The following is an 18,539-nucleotide window of genomic DNA, read 5'->3' on the forward strand; positions in this document are numbered from 1 at the left end:
GAGGCAGATCGTGTGACCGAGACAGAAATCAAATGGTGGCAACAAGCTGTTGTCTATCAAGTTTATCCGCGGAGTTTTCAGGATACGAATGAAGATGGCATTGGTGATTTGCCCGGAATCATCGCGCATTTGGATTATTTAAAAGCTTTGGGGATTGATGTTATCTGGCTTAATCCAGTTTATCAATCGCCAAATGATGATAACGGGTATGATATCAGTGATTATCAACGAATTGCGAGTGACTTTGGCACCATGGCCGACTTTGACAAATTGTTGGCCGCCGCGCATCAACGGGGATTAAAACTGATTATGGACTTGGTCGTTAACCATACTTCTGATGAGCATGCTTGGTTTAAACAGAGTCGTGCGAGTCGTGATAATCCGTACCGCAATTTTTACTTTTGGCGCGCTGGTCAAGGTGATAAAGCGCCCAACAATTGGGATTCGGCCTTTGGTGGGTCCGCCTGGCAATATGATGCACAAACGCAAGATTATTATTTGCATACTTTTTCAACGAAACAACCAGATTTGAATTGGGAAAATCCAAAGCTACGCCAAAGTATCTATGACATGATGAATTGGTGGCTTGAAAAGGGTATCGATGGGTTTCGGATGGATGTGATTAATCAAATCTCGAAGCGTCCTGGTTTGCCGGATGGGCCGCTGAAGCCGCATAGTCAATTTGGTGATTCACAAGTCACTAATGGGCCGCGTGTTCATGAATTTTTACGTGAAATGCATCAGCAAGTTTTAAGCCGTGCCGATATTATGACGGTCGGTGAAACGCACGGGGTGACGCCAGCTGATGGCTTGAAGTATGCTGGGCGTGACCGTCACGAATTAGACATGATTTTTGAATTTCAGCATTTACGTTTGGATAATAGCCAACATGGTTTTGGCAAATGGAGTACCCGCAAAACACCGCTGGTAGCCCTGAAACAAGTCATCAATGAGTGGCAAACGGGCCTGCATGGTGAAGCTTGGAATAGTTTATTTTGGAATAATCACGACACGCCTCGTGCGGTTTCGCGATTTGGCAACGACAGCCCACAATACCGTGACCGTTCGGCTAAAATGTTGGCTACTTGTCTGCATCTGTTACAAGGCACGCCGTATATTTATCAAGGTGAGGAAATTGGCATGACCAACGCACATTTTAAGCAATTGGCCGATTATCGCGATATTGAGACGCTGAATGCTTATGATGAGTTGGTGACTTCACAACATCAACTCACCGCTACGGATATGATGGCCAGAATTGAAGCCAATTCCCGTGATAATTCGCGGACACCGATGCAGTGGGACGCCACTACGCATGCCGGTTTTAGTGCGGTTCAGCCTTGGTTACGTGTGAATGATAATTACAAGACGATTAATGTTGCCGCGGCTTTAGCGGATCACCAGTCGGTATGGTATTACTATCAAAAGTTGATTGCATTACGGCATCAGCAGCCGTTAGTGACGTTAGGTGATTTCAAATTGTTGGCTCCCGCTGACGAAGCCGTGTTTATGTATGAACGTCATTGGCAAGATCAAACTTGGCTGATCATTTGTAATTTTACGGCGACCACAATAAAGCGCCAGTTGGAATCGCTCAAGACAGCGCAATCGCGTTTGATTATTGGTAATTACCCAACGGATACTGGCGACAAATTGCGTCCTTATGAAGCACGAGTTTATGCTTTATAAAAACAACTTGAAATTGGCTATAAGGCTTCCGCTTAGCTTGTCGCTCCGGTTGGTCTGGACTGATGCTGGAACGTGGTGGCCACGTTTGTGAGCCAAAGGGCGGTCTCACAAGCCGGGCTTTCTCTAAGCTGGAAAGTTCACCAGCAAAGAGAAATTTCACCACTGAGCATCATCCAGCCCGCCCTGCGCTAATTAGTGATGCTAATTTTTAAGGCTCTGGTTTTACTATTGCCTAAAAGATAATTACTATCTAAAGTTGGAGTGGACAAGTTCGTTCGCCGTGTCGAGACTCTTAGCTGGGCGATTTTACCCATGTTAGTGTCTGGCCGACTTTTAAGACGTGATTTTCGGTTTGAAAGCGCCCTGCAGACCGTTCTTTGGCTGCAGGTCTGCCTCCACGGCGAACGTGCTGGTCCACGGAAACGGACAATTGACCAACCGAATTGGCAAGTTAAGCCTGATAACTACTAGGAATAACAAAAAGAGCTTGGGATTTTTATCCCAGGCTCGATTTTTTATTTTTTGACGACGATTCGACCATCGTGTGGCTGATCAAGTAACTGGTGACCGTGAATGAAGCCGGCCAAGTTAAATGGTAATTCGTAGCCAACATGCGTCTGTAATTGTTCGGTACTGAGTAGTTTGAACAACATCTGTAAGGCCGCTTGATCTGAAATCGCGTTAGTCGCATGAATTGACCGGAATCGAATCGACTTGCTAGTGGCAGGCAAATGTTTCGCAACTGACGCAATCGTCGCGTCAAATTTTGCCATAGCTAGGTCAGCTTTCCCATCCACCCCGTTTAATGACACGTTGATGACCACGTCACCGCTGTCCGCTAAGACATGGGCCGGATCTTGATGATCGTAGGCGACAAACTGACTGATTCCTAAAGCCATTAATTCATCCGCATGACTTTGACGCGCCACGGCGATAACTTTGGCGCCTAAACGTTTGGCTAATTGAACAACCAATTCGCCAACGCCGCCCCCCGCACCTTTAACAATCACTGTTTGATCAGGCTGAATATCCGCGAAGTAACGAACTGCCTTATAAGCCGTAATCCCCGGCGTAATCAAACTGACCGCTTGGGTGGGCGTTAAATTATCCGGCACTGCCACGGTACTGTCAGCGTCGACGCAAACTTGTTCAGCGTAGGTGTGTTCTGTGTGAGCGGCAACAATGGTGCCCACCGGTAAATCGGTGACTGCCGCTCCAATTTGACTCACGCGGCCCACAACATCGTGACCGGGAATCATCGGTAAAGGTGTGGTCGCATTGATGCCTAAACGTTCAATACGATCCTCATCGTTCAAATTAACCGCTAAAGTTGTTAAAACTACTTGGCTGGCCGCTGGTTTTAAATCCGGTTGGTCAAGGGTTTCAAATACAGCGGGTCCCCCAAATTTTCGATAACCATATGCAAGCATCGTGTGCCCCCTCCTTGATATAAAGTCCTTTTGATTAATTGTAGGGGGGAAGGGGGCATAATCACAAGTGGCGACCATCGGAATCGGATTTGTGTTTACTGATTAACTTAGTAAGGGCATTTGCTTGCTTTTAAGCTTTAGCGACCTTTTGACGTTTGAGACCCCAACCGGTAAAGCCACTAATGATTGAGAAAAGTGGGGACAGCAAGCTGAAGAAACAGAATGGCAAGTAAGCCAAGGTCGAGACGCCTAGTGTACTAGCCGCAAACGCGCCGGCCACTCCCCAAGGAATCAAGTAGTTGATGACTGTGCCGCCATCTTCCAGGACGCGACTGAGGGCCAAGTTAGCAAGCCCTTGGTCGTTAAAAGTCTTCTTGAAAGCTTTACCGGGAAGAATCACGGATAAGTATTGTTCACCAACGAAAACATTGACGCCAATACCGGCTAGAATGGTTGCGGTGACAGTCATACCAGCGTTTTGTAGGCGCTTAGCCAATGGCACCATTGCCGTTTGAATCAAGTTGAAACGCATCAATAAGCCCCCTAGAGCTAGGGTCAATAAGATTAAGGAGACTGTTCCCATCATGGCACTGATTCCACCACGGGAAAGTAATTGGTCGACGCCAGCATTGCCTGTTTTAGAGACAAAGCCAGTTTCAATCATGTTGGCGATCTTAACGAGCGGTGTCTTAGGATTTTGAATAAAGATCATGATGATCGCTAAAGTGATGTTCATCAGTAATGTGGCGATGGCTGGAATCTTGCGCACGGCACAAACGAGCATTAAGACTAATGGTAACGCGGCCCACCAACTAATCGTGAAGTTTTGATTTAGGACAGCTAAAGTGGTGTTGATTTTGTCTAAATGTGTTTCAGTTGCAGCACCAGCGCCCAAAACGGTGTATAAAATCAAGGAAACCACGAAAGCGGGAATCGTTGACCACATCAAGTTACGGATGTGATCAAAGAGGTCACTTTCCGCAATCGCAGCGGCTAAATTGGTTGAATCTGAAAGGGGAGATGTCTTGTCGCCAAAAATGGCGCCAGAGATAATTGCTCCCGCAATCAAAGCCGGATTGATACCCATGGTCGTTCCAATCCCAAACAGGGCAATCCCAATCGTAGAAATAATTGTAAAGGCACTACCGATAGAAGTCCCGATGATGGCACAAACTAGGAAGACGGATGGGACGAACCATTGTGCGGAAATTAAGTGAAAGCCGAAGACCATCATGGATGGAATAATTCCGGCGGCAATCCAAACACTGATCAAGGCGCCAATGAGTAAGAAAATAAAAATGGGAATGATCCCGGTTTTGATCCCCTCGATGATGCCACCATGAATATCATCCCAAGCAGCCCCGCGAACACGGGCCCACAAAATGACTAATGCAATGACGACAATAACGGGGGTTTGTGGTGACAACCCAAATTTGATGACGCCAAGTCCCATGACGGCTAGCATGATTAATAGAACCGTTAAGGCTTCCGGCAAACGAACCGGCCGCCAATTATCTGTATTTTTCATTAATGAACACTCCTCTAAAATTTTTCGATAAAAAAATCGTCCCCGCTGCAATAATTGCAACAGGGACGATTGATTAGACCGTGGTACCACCCAGCTTGAAAAGACCATTGTCCTTTCCACTCACTAGTTGATAACGGCACTAGTTACTATCCGCCGGGCGCACCCCGGACCTGGTCTACCGTATTTCATGATGAAACACCTGATCGGTTCGCAGCAACCACCGACTTCCTGACACACAGTGTTTATCCTACTTGAAGTAGCTTTATCGTTCATTATGAAGTTAAGTGTGATGATAGCATGAACTTTTGAGGGCGTCAAGGAAGTTTAGTGTGATGAAAGTTAGTTGTTGGTTGCCACTTCGGTTGGTCTGGATCGATGCTGGAACGTGGTGGCCACGTTTGTGAGCCACAAAGCGGTCTCACAAGCCGGGCTTTGACTAACCCGAGCAAACCCCACTCGGCTAAGTCAAATTTCACCACTGAGCATCATCCAGCCCGCCCTCGTTAAATGTGCGCTAATTTCCAATCAACTTTAGTACAAAAATTATTTCTAAATAGCTTAATTTTGCTCGATCCTATCGAGACCATGCTGTTTAAAGACAGCGAGTTTTGCATTAAGAACAAGGTAAAAGAGAGTCAACTTTAGTTGGATTACTAGTATGGTATTTAGCGTTTTAATATGAGGGGGATCTCCTGCCTTTGTCAAGAGTTTTGAATAACTGTTTATCAGTCATTCATCTTCAATTTTACTTTTAAATGGCTAGGTCATATTAAAAATAAGTCATTAATGGTCTGTCTCCATATGACCAGCGCGTTGTGAAGCAAACCTGTAGCCAAAAATCGGCCAGTCACCAATCTGGGTAGCTCATCCCGCTAAATGACTCGACACGGTAAACGAATTGGTCCACTTCACCGCTGAGTAACGATTTAATCAAAAGAACATTGATAAATTGATATTAGGACCACTAATTAGCGTAGGCGGGGCTGGATGATGCTCAGTGGTGACCTTTTCCTTGGCTGGTGAACTTCCAGCTTAGGAAAAGCCCGGCTTGTGAGACCGACCTTTGGCTCACAAACGTGGCCACCACGTTCCAGCATCAGTCCAGACCAACCGAAGCGGCAATTAATCGCTATCAATGCCACTTTACTAAACTGGAATATTTTTCAAAATTAGAAATAGTTCCGTCAATAATGAAGCCGGTTCAATGGTAAAATGAAACCGTTGGAACCGTTAACATAGACACATAAAGAGGAGTGATTTTCTTGGCAACTAATCAATGGTGGCAAAAAGCCGTCGTCTATCAAGTTTATCCACGGTCGTTTCAAGATTCAAATGGTGATGGTATCGGTGATCTACCGGGGATAACCAGTCGGCTCGATTATATTAAAAAGTTGGGCGCGGATGTGATTTGGCTCAATCCGGTTTATCGGTCACCGGGGGTTGATAATGGTTATGACATTAGTGATTATTACGATATCAATCCGGAATTTGGAACAATGGCGGATTTTGATCAACTGCTAGCCGCGGCCCATCAGCGTGGTTTAAAGATCATGATGGATATTGTTGTTAACCATTCGTCAACTGAAAATAAGTGGTTCAAGGAAAGTGCCAAGAGTAAAGATAATCCCTATTCGGATTATTATATTTGGCGTGATCCTGTTGATGGGCATGCACCTAATAACTGGGGTGGCTTTTTCGGCGGGTCCGTTTGGGAATACGTTGAAAGTCGCCAGCAGTATTATCTGCATTCCTTTGCGGTTGAGCAAGCAGATCTAAATTGGGAGAATCCTAATTTGCGGCAAGCCGTCTATGACATGATGAACTTTTGGGTCAATAAGGGCGTGGATGGATTCCGATTAGATGTGATTAATCTGATTTCTAAACCGGCTAGTTTTGCAGATGGACAACCTAATCCTGGTGAACCATACGCTGACATCGGCCCAATTATTGCTAACGGGCCGCGGTTGAGCGAATTTTTGCAAGAAATGAATGCAAACGTTTTAGCCGGTCATGATTTGATCACCGTGGGCGAATCGCCAGCTGCTACAATCAAAGACGCGGCCCAATCAGCCGGGTTGACGACCCATGAGTTAAACATGGTCTTTGAATTTGAACATATGGGTCTTGATGGTAATCCGGCACCTGAATTAGGCAAGTGGAATGATCAGCCCGTTAAGTTGGTTGATTTAAAGGCTAGTTTGACGAAATGGCAGAATGGCCTTCATGGTACCGCTTGGAACAGTTTATATTGGAATAATCATGACCAGCCGCGCATCGTGTCACGCTTTGGTAATGATGCGCCGCAATATCGGGAACGGTCAGCGAAAATGTTAGCGACGCTGCTGCATTTTCTTCAAGGCACCCCATATGTGTACGAAGGTGAAGAATTGGGAATGACCAACGCGCATTTTAAAAAGCTAGCTGACTATGAAGATCTGGAATCCTTGAACGCCTATCATCACTTTGTGGATGATGAAAAACGAGTCTCGGCACCGACAATGTTAGCTTATTTAGCCCACATTTCGCGAGATAATGCGCGGACCCCTATGCAATGGAACGCTAATTTGAATGCGGGATTCTCAACTGGGACGCCTTGGTTGAAAGTTAATCAAAACTATCCAGAAATTAATGCCGAACGTACTTTGGCACAGCCAGATTCAGTCTTTAGTTACTATCAACAGTTGATCAAGTTGCGGCACACGCTGCCGGTGATCACTACTGGTAACTATCAGTTGCTGGCGCCGGACGACGCTGAAGTTTATGCCTATTTACGTCAAGATGACCAACAAACGTTACTGGTCGTCTGCAACTTTACGGCGATGGCCCAAACGCGTCATTTTGCACAACTACCGGCGCAGGCTAAGTTAGTGATTAGTAACTATGCTGATGATCGTGGCGATCAGTTACGACCTTATGAAGCGAAAGTCTATGAATTTTAGGCCATTTTAGTCAAAAAAAGCAGGCTTGACAGTCACCGACACTTTAAGTGTTGTGATTGTGAAGTCTGTTTTGATTACTCTTTGGTAACGGCGTCTTCAGCCTTAAAAGTTTGTTCCACAATATCCATAATTTGCTTAAATAACCCGATTGGAAATTGGTGAGCCCGACGAATCAAATTGATATGCACACTAGGCACTTGGACGTCTTCAATAGGAATTTCGACGAGATCGTCAGCGGGAGGCGTTGCGATATCTGAAATAAAGCCTAGCGCAAGATTTTCACGAACGAGTCCGCTGATTAAGGTGCTGTTGTCAGATTCAAATAAGACTTGCGGCTCAATTGACAATTGTTCGGCCAACTGATGGAAAACCAGTTTGTTTAAGTAAGTGGCATTCAAAATGACAAAAGGCGATTTAAGCGCTTCTTTGAACGTTGGATGGGCCATTTTAGCCAAAGGATGTTCTGGATTTGCCAAAATTTTGAAATGGAATGGCCGCAACGGGGTGACCGCTAAACGTTCATCCAACGTTTGATCCAAATTACCACTGACCGCTAAATCAAGTTGACCACCAAGCACTTGTTTGACCAGCTGATTAGCACCCATTTCAACGGTGTGCACGCTGCTCAAGAGATCTTGTTCAATGATTGGCTTGGTCAGAGCGGGCAGATAGTGTTCCCCCACGGCAGGTTCAATGCCAAGTCGCAACGTATGTTGGCGTAAATGGCCAATTGATTCGTTGACATGTTGCCAGTTGGAAATAATATCATTGGCCGCTAACAAAAGTTGCTGACCACTAGGCGTCAGCACTAAGGCCTTAGTTTTAGCTTGTCGGAAAAAGAGCGTCGTTTGAAAGTGACGTTCCAATCGTTTAATAGCTTGTGAAATGGTGGGCTGACTGACATGGAAATCAGCAGCGGTTTGTGTGTAACTTTGAGTACTGATTAGACGCTGGAAGTAATACAAATCCTTAATATTCATGAAAAATGCAGCCTCCATAAAAATAATTAATGTTAAGTCGGAACTTAACGACAGTCGATTAAATAAAATTTGGTTTTGGTTGGGCGTTTATCAATTTATTTATTAGTTAAGGTGCTCCGCAATTCTAAGCACTTAACAATTAAGCTACCAACTAATCATACCACGGAAAAATTAATTAAGTCGGGTGGACTAATAATGAAGAAAATTAACAAAGTAGTTAACGCCTTAAACGGATAAGCTTTACTAATGTTCATTTAAATTGAATTTATCTGAACCTTGATATCATCAACTTTAGGTAAATCTTCCCCTTATCCTAGCTTATCAGTTAAGGGGGTGTCTAATCATATGCCCACGAAATATCAAAATAATATTTATTTATGTTGCTTTATCAAATCTTTTTAGAATAATTATTAAATAATGATGATTGAGACTTGATGATTTTAATAAAGCTTAAAGGGGTGTATTGATAACGAAATCTTATTGGCTTCGGCTAAGGCTCATTCGTGATAACTGAAAATAATGATTAACTGATAAAAACAGTATAAATTATATTTATCGGTTAAAGGCCTGTCATATATCAAGTGATAATTGAATGGGTATGACGACACGCCTATTAACAATGGGATACACCCATCTTATCGTATTTTGGTACGGATTGCGCAAACAAAGGTTGACCCCTTGAAGCTATAAATGAGTCTAATAGTCATTTTAAACGGTCCATATAAGACTGAAGCTTAGTTATTAAGGTTCGTTCTGATGGGCATAATGACCACTTATTAGTTAAAGGGGTGCTACGGTTTGCGCTTTTAAGGACTTCGTTACAAGCAAACGTTAATTTACACTAAAAACAATAATAACGACAATTTAGATTGACATAAATTATTATAATACTGATAAATGATAAAAGCCCGTAAAATGCAATCCGGATTAATGTTTGTTAACTAAACATAAATATTTATTATAGTTATTCGAGTAATAAAAAAGTGTGAGTGGCATACTCACACTTAAAGTGACTTTAAGCATCATCGTCATCGGAATCGTCGGTGGCTAAATGACGTAATTTTATCCGACCGAAAATATCTAGGCCGATGCCAAGAAGTACCATGCCAGTGAGATAGTATCGTAACGTGGGGTAAAGTGTGGCGGGGTCATCGCGCACGGTAATGACGGCAGCACCAATCACACTAATTAAAGCAAAGAATAGTCGACCGTTCACCAGTATCAATTTTTGATCCAAATCAATTTTCCTCTCAGTTATGCGAACAAACTTACCAATTGGAAAGATTATAAATGTGAGAACGTTTGCAAGTCAATTCCTTTGACTAATGACAATTTTTAAGGCCTTTGCTGGGAATTTTGACGCATTACGTGATTTAAAACTAAGACGGTCAGTAAAGCTAAGCCGGCGAAAAGTGCGGCACCATCGCCTAACCGCATTAAGCCACCGTGAGCCAACACACCAGCAGCGGTCGCCGAACCGAGGGAAATACCGATATTAAAGAAAATCGCATTGAGCGACGAGGCTAATAAAATAGCTTGCGGATAGTCGGCTTCTGCCACGTCCAGAAAGTGAATCTGAATGGGTGAATTTACGACGGAAATGATCAGCGCCAAAATCAAGAATACGAGCATACCAGTCAGTTTAGTCGTCATTGCCAATGGTAGAAGTAATAGTAGCACAATGTCTACCAGATAAAAGCGTGGCAGGGTGGTCAAGCCATGGCGTTGCGCAATCGTTCCTGAGAGGCGATTGCCTAAGATACTCATGATACCGAGAGCTAGTAGGAGCCAATTTAAGGCAGTCGTGCTAAAGCCTAGGCCAGTCGTTAGCAATGGGCGAATATAGGTATAGTACGCATACAGCGCTGCGGCGGAAAAGAGAATCAACAGTGCACCGAGGCCGACACGACGATCGGTCAATAAGACGAGCTGACCCTTGAGATTGCTACTAGGAGCCTTTGGGAGATGTCGCGGCAAGATAAAAGCTAAGGCAATGCAGGTCAACAGGCTTAGCCCTGAAATAAGATGAAAGGCGACATGCCAACTGGTTGCTGTGCTGACGGCCGTCCCAATTGGTAAACCAATGACTGAAGCGATACTAAAGCCGGCCGCAATCCAAGAAATCAAAATGGCTCGTTTGTGGCGGGGTGCCAGGTCATTGGCAAATAGGGTGATCAAGGATTCAATCGTACCAGCGACTGCCGCCGTTAATAGTCGGGAGATTAAGAACCAAGTATAGGTCGTTGCGAAGCCACTGACGGTATTCCCAATCAAAAAGAGGCCCATCAGGACCATCAAAGTTTGATAACGATCAAACCGATTGGCGAAAAGCGTAATGATGGGGGTACTGATGGCATAAACGATAGCAAAAATGGTTACTAAGTAGCCCGCACTAGCGACGGTGACCTTTAGCGATTGGGCAATGTCGGAGATGACGCCCACGACCATAAATTCGTTACAGCCCAGCATAAATGAAACTAAAACTAAAGCACTGGCTTGCCAGCGATATTTATTCACGGTTTTGTAACCTCCAATCAAATTTAGTGATTGTTTTAATTATACTATGAGATTAATTACCATAGACCACGTTTTTTAAGAAAGCCTGAATGCTAGTGTTTATCGTGTGCAATCGTCTGAATTTGCCAGCCAAACCTGGTGACAAATCAACCAATCAATAAAAATGGTTAATGCAATTGATAATATCGCATTATGATTGTTGTTATACTCAGCCAAATGGGATTATAATTGTAAGGTCAGCTAACATTGACATAATGTTAGCTACTGAATTAAAAAAGAGGGGAGGGAAAAAACGATGATTTTAAATAAAAAGCAGACGCAACACCGAATCCAGACTTTTATTGCTGGGGCCGCGACGTTGCTAACGTTGTTAGTCACGTCGACGATCACTGCTAAAGCGGATGACACCGCGACAACTAGCGCTACGTCGACGAGTGAGGCCACGATGACAAGCAGTCATTCGACGACTCCTGATAAAACGGTGGTGTTACCCGCTAGCAAGACTGCAACGAGTTCTTATTCTGAACCACAAACGAGTTCTGCCAGTACAACGACGTCAACTAGTCAAGCGACAAGTCATTCAGCAACGGTAACGACGTCAATGACCGCCACAAAAGCACCATCAACCAGCTCCGATACGACGGAGTCAGTTGATGTGGCTAAAGGCAGTTCAGTTGATGCTAGTGGTCAAAGTGACGCGAATCAAGTTCAGGCTAAAGCCAAAGCAACTAGTGCTCAGAATCATAATCAACAATCAAATTCACAGCAATACTCGGCAGTGACAACTAGTCAAAAGGATTCGTCAGCTCAGCCACTTCAATCGCAAGCCAGCCTAGCACGATTAAGTTATACGACCTTAGCCACCTTGGCGGCACAAGCAAAACAGGCTGTTAATGGATTGACAGCGGCTGATGCCACGGTGACGGATAGCGATGGCAAAATTTACAGTGCTAGCGATGCCTTGAGTTTATATGCGACTTATCTCGCTAAATACCACTGGTCCATTGATAATGGTGTCACAATCAAGGCCGGCGAAACGGCGACTTTGACGTTACCCAACAATGTGTTATTTACGACGGGGACCACCGATATCAACATGATGAATAGTGAGGGGCAGTCGATTGGGACTTTCTCAGCAGCGGCTGGGTCACAAACGGGGACGTTAACCTTTAATGATTATTTTGCCGTACATGAGGTTTCTGAACGGCAAGGCAGTTTGAGCTTCAATGTCACCGGGACGGATACGACCATTGGTGATAGTTCTGCTAAAATCAATAAGGTTGGTTGGCCGGTCCAAAATGGGACTCAAACCGATATGGAGTGGCAGGCGGTCGTTAACCTTGGCAGTGAAGCCTGGAACGACGTCACGCTGGTCGATCAATTAGGGCAGTACCAAACCCACAACAGTGCCATCACATTTGAAAAAGGTCAATATGTCGATGGTAGCTTTTCTGCAACGGCTAAGTTGGGATCTTATGATTTTGAGACGGACCACTTTACGCCAGCCACTGATGTGTCAGCGACGGCGGTGATAGTTACTGTCGATGGGAATCAGATGACCATTAAGTTGGGCAATATCACGACCGCCATCAATTTATATTATTCAGTCGCGCTTGAAGCTGGACAAACTTACACGAATAGCATCAGTGCAACGTACACGCCCGCGACAACGACTGATCCTGGTGATGGTGGTACGACCGATCCTGGCAGTGGCGACGGCGACGGTGGTAACACGCCTGACAAGTCGCAAACGGTCAATTCACGACCATCTTATAGTTATGGTGGTAGTGGTTCTGCGGAATGGCAGACCTACAGTTTGGTGATCAATAAAACGGATCAGCAGACTGGCGCTGCGGTAGTTGGGGCCACTTATCGGTTACAAACGACCACTGGGACGGTCTTGCAATCAGGCTTAGTCACTAATCAGGCTGGGCAGATCGTCATGACTAACTTAGCAGCTGGAACCTACGTTTTGGTTGAAACAGCGGCGCCTACTGGTTATCTGGTTGATCAAACGGCCTATTCAATTTTGGTTGGTGCCGAAACAGCCGTTAGTGGTGTTGTTTCAAAAGCTGTCACGGATACGGCGATTGCCAAGACGACGGTAGTGGTTAAAAAAGTTTGGCAAAATGTGCCTAAACAGGTGACGACACCGGCTGTTACCGTTCGACTGATCTTGAATGGCACACCAACGGCTCAAACCTTAACGCTAACCGCGGCTAACGGGTATCAGGGCTCATTTGACAACTTGGCAGCGACGGATGCTAATGGCCAATTACTTCAGTATACGGTCGTTGAAACGCCGTTAACAGGCTATACAAGCACGCAAACCACGACTGATCAAACGGCGACGTTAACGAATACGTATCAAACTGGTACGTTAACCCTGATCAAGACGGATACGACTGGTCAGAAACGCTTGGCTGGTGCGACCTTTACACTGACTAATGCTGCGGGAAATGTCGTGGCAACCGTTGTTACCGATAAAACTGGTCAAGCGGTAGTCACTGGCTTAACCCAAGGCACGTACACGTTGCGGGAAACGCTTGCGCCAACCGGTTATGTTGTCGATACCACGCCACAGACGGTCACTTTAACGAACGAAACCAACTATCAAACAACAGTGACGGTTGCGGATGCCTTAGAACCAACTGGCAGTGTAACGGTAATCAAAATTGATGGTGCAACGCAAGCTAAATTGTCCCAGGCCAAATTTGAGTTGCGTAACGCTCAAGGTCAGGTCGTCAGAACGGGTGTAACTGGTGCCAACGGTCAATTACGTTTTAGTGATCTAGCCGTGGGCACCTACACGTTACATGAAGTGACGGCACCGACTGGCTACGACCTGAATTCAGCAAGTCAAACGGTCACGATCAATCGTGATAACCAGTATCAAATGACCGTGACAATAGCGGATACGGCGACACCAATCGTTCAGCCAACTGGCAGTCTAACCCTGACAAAAGTCGATCATGAGACGACTGTACCATTAGCCGGGGCGACATTTGATTTAATGACGTCAGCTGGCAAACTTGTGGCAACGGGGACAACGGATGCGGCTGGTCGATTAACATTTACAGATTTAGCACTTGGCACTTATACGTTAGTTGAACAGAAAGCACCAAGTGGTTATTTAGTGGCAACGCAAGCAAGCACAGTGACGCTGACGACCACTAAGCTATTAGTTGCGATCACGGTGACGGATGCCAAGTTGCCAACTGGTGTCACGCCAGTTGTGCCGGAACAGCCAACTGAACCCGTGAAACCAGTTGAACCTGGCAAGCCGACCGAACCAGAAACACCGACTGAGCCAGAACAACCTGTTGAACCAACGCAACCAACTGAACCTGAAGACTCAACTCAACCAGCGAGTCCCAAAGCACCAACTGAGACGACTGCGGCAGATAAAATTCAGCCTTCAGAAACGGGATCTGTGATGGTAACTAACCCAGCTCGCTCGACAACTTCGACTACTGGCGAGTTAGCTAATATGGCTACAACTCCTGTGAAAGCAGCGATGACAGCCAAAATTGTTACACGTGAAACATCGAAATCAACGTCAACCTCACCTCAGACCGGTGAAAATAAGTCGGTTTGGGTCACCATGATTGGTTGGCTAATGTTTGTATTAGTCGGCTGGTTTATAGAACGACGTGTTCGAGTTTAACTTTTTTGAAATTTAGCACTAAATTAAAACAGTTCGTCGGGATTATGAAGATTAATCCTAACGAACTGTTTTTTTAAGTCACTTAATTTTAGCGACGATTTTGGCCTGAGCGTTCGTCGTGTCGTACTCTGACTGGCTGCGCTGCTGGCACACGATTGCCGGCGACCACGCCAGCAACTGCGGCTAGCCCAGCCGCTGCTAATAAACCTGCTAGTAACATGTGCAGGACCTCCTTACCGTCCAAATCAATTCTATTTCTTACTTTTAGTTTAGGCGATATTTTGGCGAGAAGCAATTAATAAGCAAGGGCTTAACGAGATTTTGAGAAACTTGAAATTTTCTTAATTAATTGGCGATTATTGTTGATTCGTGCAAAGGCGGTCGCGTCATTTAACAACTCGGTCGTTTTGGCGGGTTCAATGCTTAATTGTGCCTGCAAAAACTTAATTTTGGCCACGTAAAAAGTGACATGGAATTGAGCGCAAATCTTAATTGCGTAGGCGAGAAGCTTGTTGCTGGCAGCATTTTCATTAATACTAGCGTAGAAATTGCCAGTGTAGTAAGCCAAGTTGATGACGCGCCAAACACTTGCGGTCGTTTCCAAAGATAGATTTGGTAAGGCGTGGCGAACCTTTTCAAAATAATATTGTGCTTTATCTGGTTCGTGGTTGTTTTGATAGGCAATCCCGGTGCCACAATAAGCCAGTTGGGTATAAATCGTGGCATGTTGCTCATCAAGTTCAGTAATAATTTGGTCAAAGTTAAATAAGACGTCGCTGATTGGGTGTTGGTTCAATGCGGCAACGTACCCCTTTAAGAAGCAGTATTGTAACTTTGTTTCTTGATCATGACGTGGTTCGTTAGCAATCTTAGTTAACCGCTTTTCAGCATCCGCGTACTCACTAGTGATCAGGTCGAATTCAATCTTTGTCATTTCTGTTAAAACGGCGGCATCGGCGACACGCTCCGTTGGAAAAACATCCTCTAACTGGAGATGTAATCGTTGGCAAAGTTGCGCAACAATCCGAATGGCAGGGGCTTTCCCGTTGTTTTCGAATTTGCTTAGCGTTGCCTGGGTACAAATTCCCGCTGATAATGCTTTTTGCGATAAGCCTAAAGCCTTCCGGCGGGCGATGAATAGTTCAATGTTCAAGTGACTGACCCCCCTTAAAGGTTATCGCATTAACTTTAGCAGACTTAGCCCCGCACGACAAGTTAAGTTCTGGATAGCAAGGCTTATCTACCGGCATTGGTATCGCCACCAAAATTTTTATTTACAAATTGGGTACTTTGGTTAGTGGTCATAATCGAGCTATTTTAAATGTTGGCTAAAAAAGATTGATAACGACTCAGAAAAGTGCGAGCCGTTATCAATCTTTTTTTTGAAATCAGCTAACTGTCAGGAAAGCTGACCATAGCCGAAGTGAGTTATTAATTGTCCGTCTCCGTGGACCAGCACGTTCGCTGTGGGGCAGACCTGCAGCCAAAGACCGGTCTACAGGGCGCTTTTAAGCCGAAACCCGCGTCTTAAAAGTCGGCCAAACACTAACCTGGGAAAGCCGCCCAGCTAAGTGTTTCGACACGGCAAACGAGCTAGTCCACTCCGAAGTTAAACAGGAATTTAACAAAAGAACATTGATAAATCCCTGTTTAACGAAAAATCAATTGTTATTAAGAATCACAGATTAGCGCAGGGCGGGCTGGATGATGCTCAGTGGTGAAATTTCTCTTTGCTGGTGAATTTCCAGCTTAGAGAAAGCCCGGCTTGTGAGACCGACCTTTGGCTCACAAACGTGGCCACCACGTTCCAGCATCAGTCCAGACCAACCGGAGCGGCAAGTTAAGTGGGCACTGAACGTTACAAAAATATTAGCGTGATTCAAACACAAACAGTAATGCGTTACTTAGCCATGTAAGCTTCTTTGAAGTTGTAGTTGATGCCGGCAGTGTTGTAGACCAAGCCTTTCAACTTAGGATTGACCATTTGTGCAACGACATTTTGTGACAATGGTGCGACACCTTGATCAGTACCAATTTCTTTTTCAGCCTTTGCTAAAGCCGCCCAACGTGCTTTGGTGCTCGTGGTACTGTTGGCAGTGTTGATGGCTTCATCGTAGGACTTATTAGTCCATTTACCGAAATTGTAATCGTTGGTCGAGGTCATGATACCTAAATCAGAGATTGGGTCAGCGAAATCCGCTTGCCAAGCTGAGATGACCAATTCGAAATTACCAGCGACTTCACGAGCAATCCGGGTCTTATAAGGAACGGTGACACTTTTGACAGTTAATCCGGGGAGCTCTTTTTCCAATTGGCCTTGAAGATATTCAGATAAAGCTTTCATCTGATCCGTGTCGTCATGGGTCAAAGTTAAGGTCAGTTTCTTTTTGCCAACTTCTGCTAAACCAGCTTTCCAAAGCTTTTTAGCCTTAGTTGGATTGTAGCTGACAGCACTGGCGACTTTGTTTTCTGTGGCGAAGTCTTTACCCGTCGTGGGATCGTTGGCAAGTCCAGCCGTGACGAAACCTTGTGGTGTGACTGAACCATCGCCGAGCACGTTGTTGACGAGCTGCTTCCGATTCAGTGTTAACGACATCGCTTGCCGGAGTTTCTTGTTGCTTAATTCTTTGACTTTCTTTTGGTTAAGTTCCAAATAGTTTAAGCGTGATGACTTGCGGATCACAAGCTTTTTATTGTGTTTCTCGTTTTTGACTTGTTGGCCAGATAGGGTCGCCATGTCAAGCTTGCCACTTTGGAATAAATTGAACCCGGTCGTGGTAGATTTGACGACTTGATCGTGAATCTTGGTCAAGTGGACGTGGGTTTTGTCCCAGTATTGGTTGTTCTTAACTAAGGTCCAAGTTGAATTAGTTCCTTGCCAGCCCGTCATTTTAAATGGCCCATTATAGACCATCTTACTGGAGCTCGTGCCGTATTGCTTACCATATTTTTCTACGGCGTGTTGATTTTGCGGGAAGAAGACTACGAAGCCCATCAGGAGCTTGAAATATTGGATAGGTTTTTCGAGGGTTACGGTTAGCTTATATTTACCATCAGCCTTGATGCCTAAGCTGCTTGCTTTGGCCTTCCCATTAGTGATCTTATCGGCGTTCTTGATTCCTGAATACAGATAGGCATACTGTGAGGCCGTCTTAGGATTAACGGTGCGTCGCCAACCATAAACAAAATCGTTAGCGGTAACTTGATCACCGTTACTCCATTTGGCATTCTTGCGTAGCGTGAAAGTATAAGTCTTTTTATCTTTGGAGACTTTCGTGCTAGTCGCAATACCGGGAGTGACTTTACTGTTGTTTCCTAAGCGATAGAGGCCTTCTTGCGAGTTGTTGATCATCGTGCCACTGATGACATCAACGGCGAGAGACGGGTCTAACGTGGAGAGATCTTGACCATTTTCGGACCAATTTAAAACCTGTGATTTTGCTAAATCGCCACTCGTTGAACTGGTAGCAGAACTTGATTTGGTGCCGCAACCTGTGAGTAGAAAGCCGGCTGTGGCAGTAACGGCAACGGCCGTTGAAACTAATTTCCATTTCATCTATGTATGCCCCTTTTTGATATGAGCTGCCGTTACGTGAAGGAAACGACAAGTTCATTGATTTATGATATGTTAATGAGAATACATTAAAAACAAATTAAAATCAACATTAAAATTTTCACATTTTATTCAAAAAGGCACTCAAAAACGCTCGGAAAGGACAAATCCGGGCGTTTTAGTATAATATCAGTAACACAATTAAGCCCAATATATTCATAAAAATCAGCCAAGTG

General features: G+C 44.9%; 11 protein-coding genes. 3 read left to right on the top strand and 8 right to left on the bottom strand.

Features of this window, described 5'->3' with window-relative positions:
• The first annotated feature begins 12 nt into the window (after window positions 1-12).
• Window positions 13-1,689 carry a glycoside hydrolase family 13 protein gene (locus RA086_RS00820; protein ID WP_308702035.1) on the top strand — a complete coding sequence of 559 codons (1,677 nt, stop codon included), beginning with the start codon at window positions 13-15 and terminating at the stop codon, window positions 1,687-1,689.
• A gap of 515 nt (window positions 1,690-2,204) precedes the next feature.
• Here RA086_RS00820 and RA086_RS00825 read toward each other — a convergent pair.
• Both RA086_RS00825 and nhaC read right to left on the bottom strand, forming a co-directional pair.
• Window positions 2,205-3,119 carry an NADP-dependent oxidoreductase gene (locus RA086_RS00825; RefSeq protein WP_308702036.1) on the bottom strand — a complete coding sequence of 305 codons (915 nt, stop codon included), beginning with the start codon at window positions 3,117-3,119 and terminating at the stop codon, window positions 2,205-2,207.
• Window positions 3,120-3,249: 130 nt separating this feature from the next.
• On the bottom strand, window positions 3,250-4,647 hold the full coding sequence (gene nhaC / locus RA086_RS00830) for a Na+/H+ antiporter NhaC (protein WP_308702037.1): 1,398 nt from the start codon (window positions 4,645-4,647) through the stop codon (window positions 3,250-3,252).
• A 1,262-nt stretch (window positions 4,648-5,909) separates the two neighbouring features.
• Between nhaC and RA086_RS00835 the strand changes: the two genes are divergently transcribed.
• A complete protein-coding gene (locus RA086_RS00835; protein WP_308702038.1) occupies window positions 5,910-7,586 on the top strand; it encodes a glycoside hydrolase family 13 protein in 1,677 nt (558 codons plus the stop codon).
• Between the two features lie 74 nt (window positions 7,587-7,660).
• Here RA086_RS00835 and RA086_RS00840 read toward each other — a convergent pair whose 3' ends face one another.
• The 3 genes from RA086_RS00840 to RA086_RS00850 form a co-directional block, all read right to left on the bottom strand.
• On the bottom strand, window positions 7,661-8,566 hold the full coding sequence (locus RA086_RS00840) for a LysR family transcriptional regulator (RefSeq protein WP_308702039.1): 906 nt from the start codon (window positions 8,564-8,566) through the stop codon (window positions 7,661-7,663).
• A 1,015-nt stretch (window positions 8,567-9,581) separates the two neighbouring features.
• Window positions 9,582-9,803: a hypothetical protein gene (locus RA086_RS00845; RefSeq protein WP_308702040.1), complete on the bottom strand. Its 222-nt coding sequence runs from the start codon at window positions 9,801-9,803 to the stop codon at window positions 9,582-9,584.
• A gap of 98 nt (window positions 9,804-9,901) precedes the next feature.
• On the bottom strand, window positions 9,902-11,083 hold the full coding sequence (locus tag RA086_RS00850) for an MFS transporter (RefSeq protein ID WP_308702041.1): 1,182 nt from the start codon (window positions 11,081-11,083) through the stop codon (window positions 9,902-9,904).
• Between the two features lie 295 nt (window positions 11,084-11,378).
• Between RA086_RS00850 and RA086_RS00855 the strand changes: the two genes are divergently transcribed.
• The gene (locus RA086_RS00855; RefSeq protein WP_308702042.1) at window positions 11,379-14,750 is read left to right on the top strand and encodes a SpaA isopeptide-forming pilin-related protein; all 3,372 of its coding nucleotides are present in this window, start codon (window positions 11,379-11,381) and stop codon (window positions 14,748-14,750) included.
• An 88-nt stretch (window positions 14,751-14,838) separates the two neighbouring features.
• Here the strand turns inward: RA086_RS00855 and RA086_RS00860 are convergent, their stop codons facing one another.
• The 3 genes from RA086_RS00860 to RA086_RS00870 form a co-directional block, all read right to left on the bottom strand.
• The gene (locus RA086_RS00860) at window positions 14,839-14,970 is read right to left on the bottom strand and encodes a hypothetical protein (RefSeq protein ID WP_263390610.1); all 132 of its coding nucleotides are present in this window, start codon (window positions 14,968-14,970) and stop codon (window positions 14,839-14,841) included.
• 90 nt (window positions 14,971-15,060) lie between these two features.
• Window positions 15,061-15,903, bottom strand: coding sequence for a helix-turn-helix domain-containing protein (locus tag RA086_RS00865; RefSeq protein ID WP_308702043.1), 843 nt, complete (start codon window positions 15,901-15,903; stop codon window positions 15,061-15,063).
• Window positions 15,904-16,650: 747 nt separating this feature from the next.
• The gene (locus RA086_RS00870; protein ID WP_308702044.1) at window positions 16,651-18,306 is read right to left on the bottom strand and encodes a peptide ABC transporter substrate-binding protein; all 1,656 of its coding nucleotides are present in this window, start codon (window positions 18,304-18,306) and stop codon (window positions 16,651-16,653) included.
• Between the last annotated feature and the right edge of the window lie 233 nt (window positions 18,307-18,539).

Source organism: Lactiplantibacillus brownii (assembly GCF_031085375.1).
GTDB lineage: Bacteria > Bacillota > Bacilli > Lactobacillales > Lactobacillaceae > Lactiplantibacillus > Lactiplantibacillus brownii.

Excerpts from the sequence above, each read along its gene's own strand:
- RA086_RS00855 (WP_308702042.1), top strand. The coding sequence starts at position 11,379 with ATGATTTTAAATAAAAAGCAGACGCAACACCGAATCCAGACTTTTATT.
- nhaC (WP_308702037.1), bottom strand. The coding sequence starts at position 4,647 with ATGAAAAATACAGATAATTGGCGGCCGGTTCGTTTGCCGGAAGCCTTA.
- RA086_RS00825 (WP_308702036.1), bottom strand. The coding sequence starts at position 3,119 with ATGCTTGCATATGGTTATCGAAAATTTGGGGGACCCGCTGTATTTGAA.
- RA086_RS00840 (WP_308702039.1), bottom strand. The coding sequence starts at position 8,566 with ATGAATATTAAGGATTTGTATTACTTCCAGCGTCTAATCAGTACTCAA.
- RA086_RS00870 (WP_308702044.1), bottom strand. The coding sequence starts at position 18,306 with ATGAAATGGAAATTAGTTTCAACGGCCGTTGCCGTTACTGCCACAGCC.
- RA086_RS00860 (WP_263390610.1), bottom strand. The coding sequence starts at position 14,970 with ATGTTACTAGCAGGTTTATTAGCAGCGGCTGGGCTAGCCGCAGTTGCT.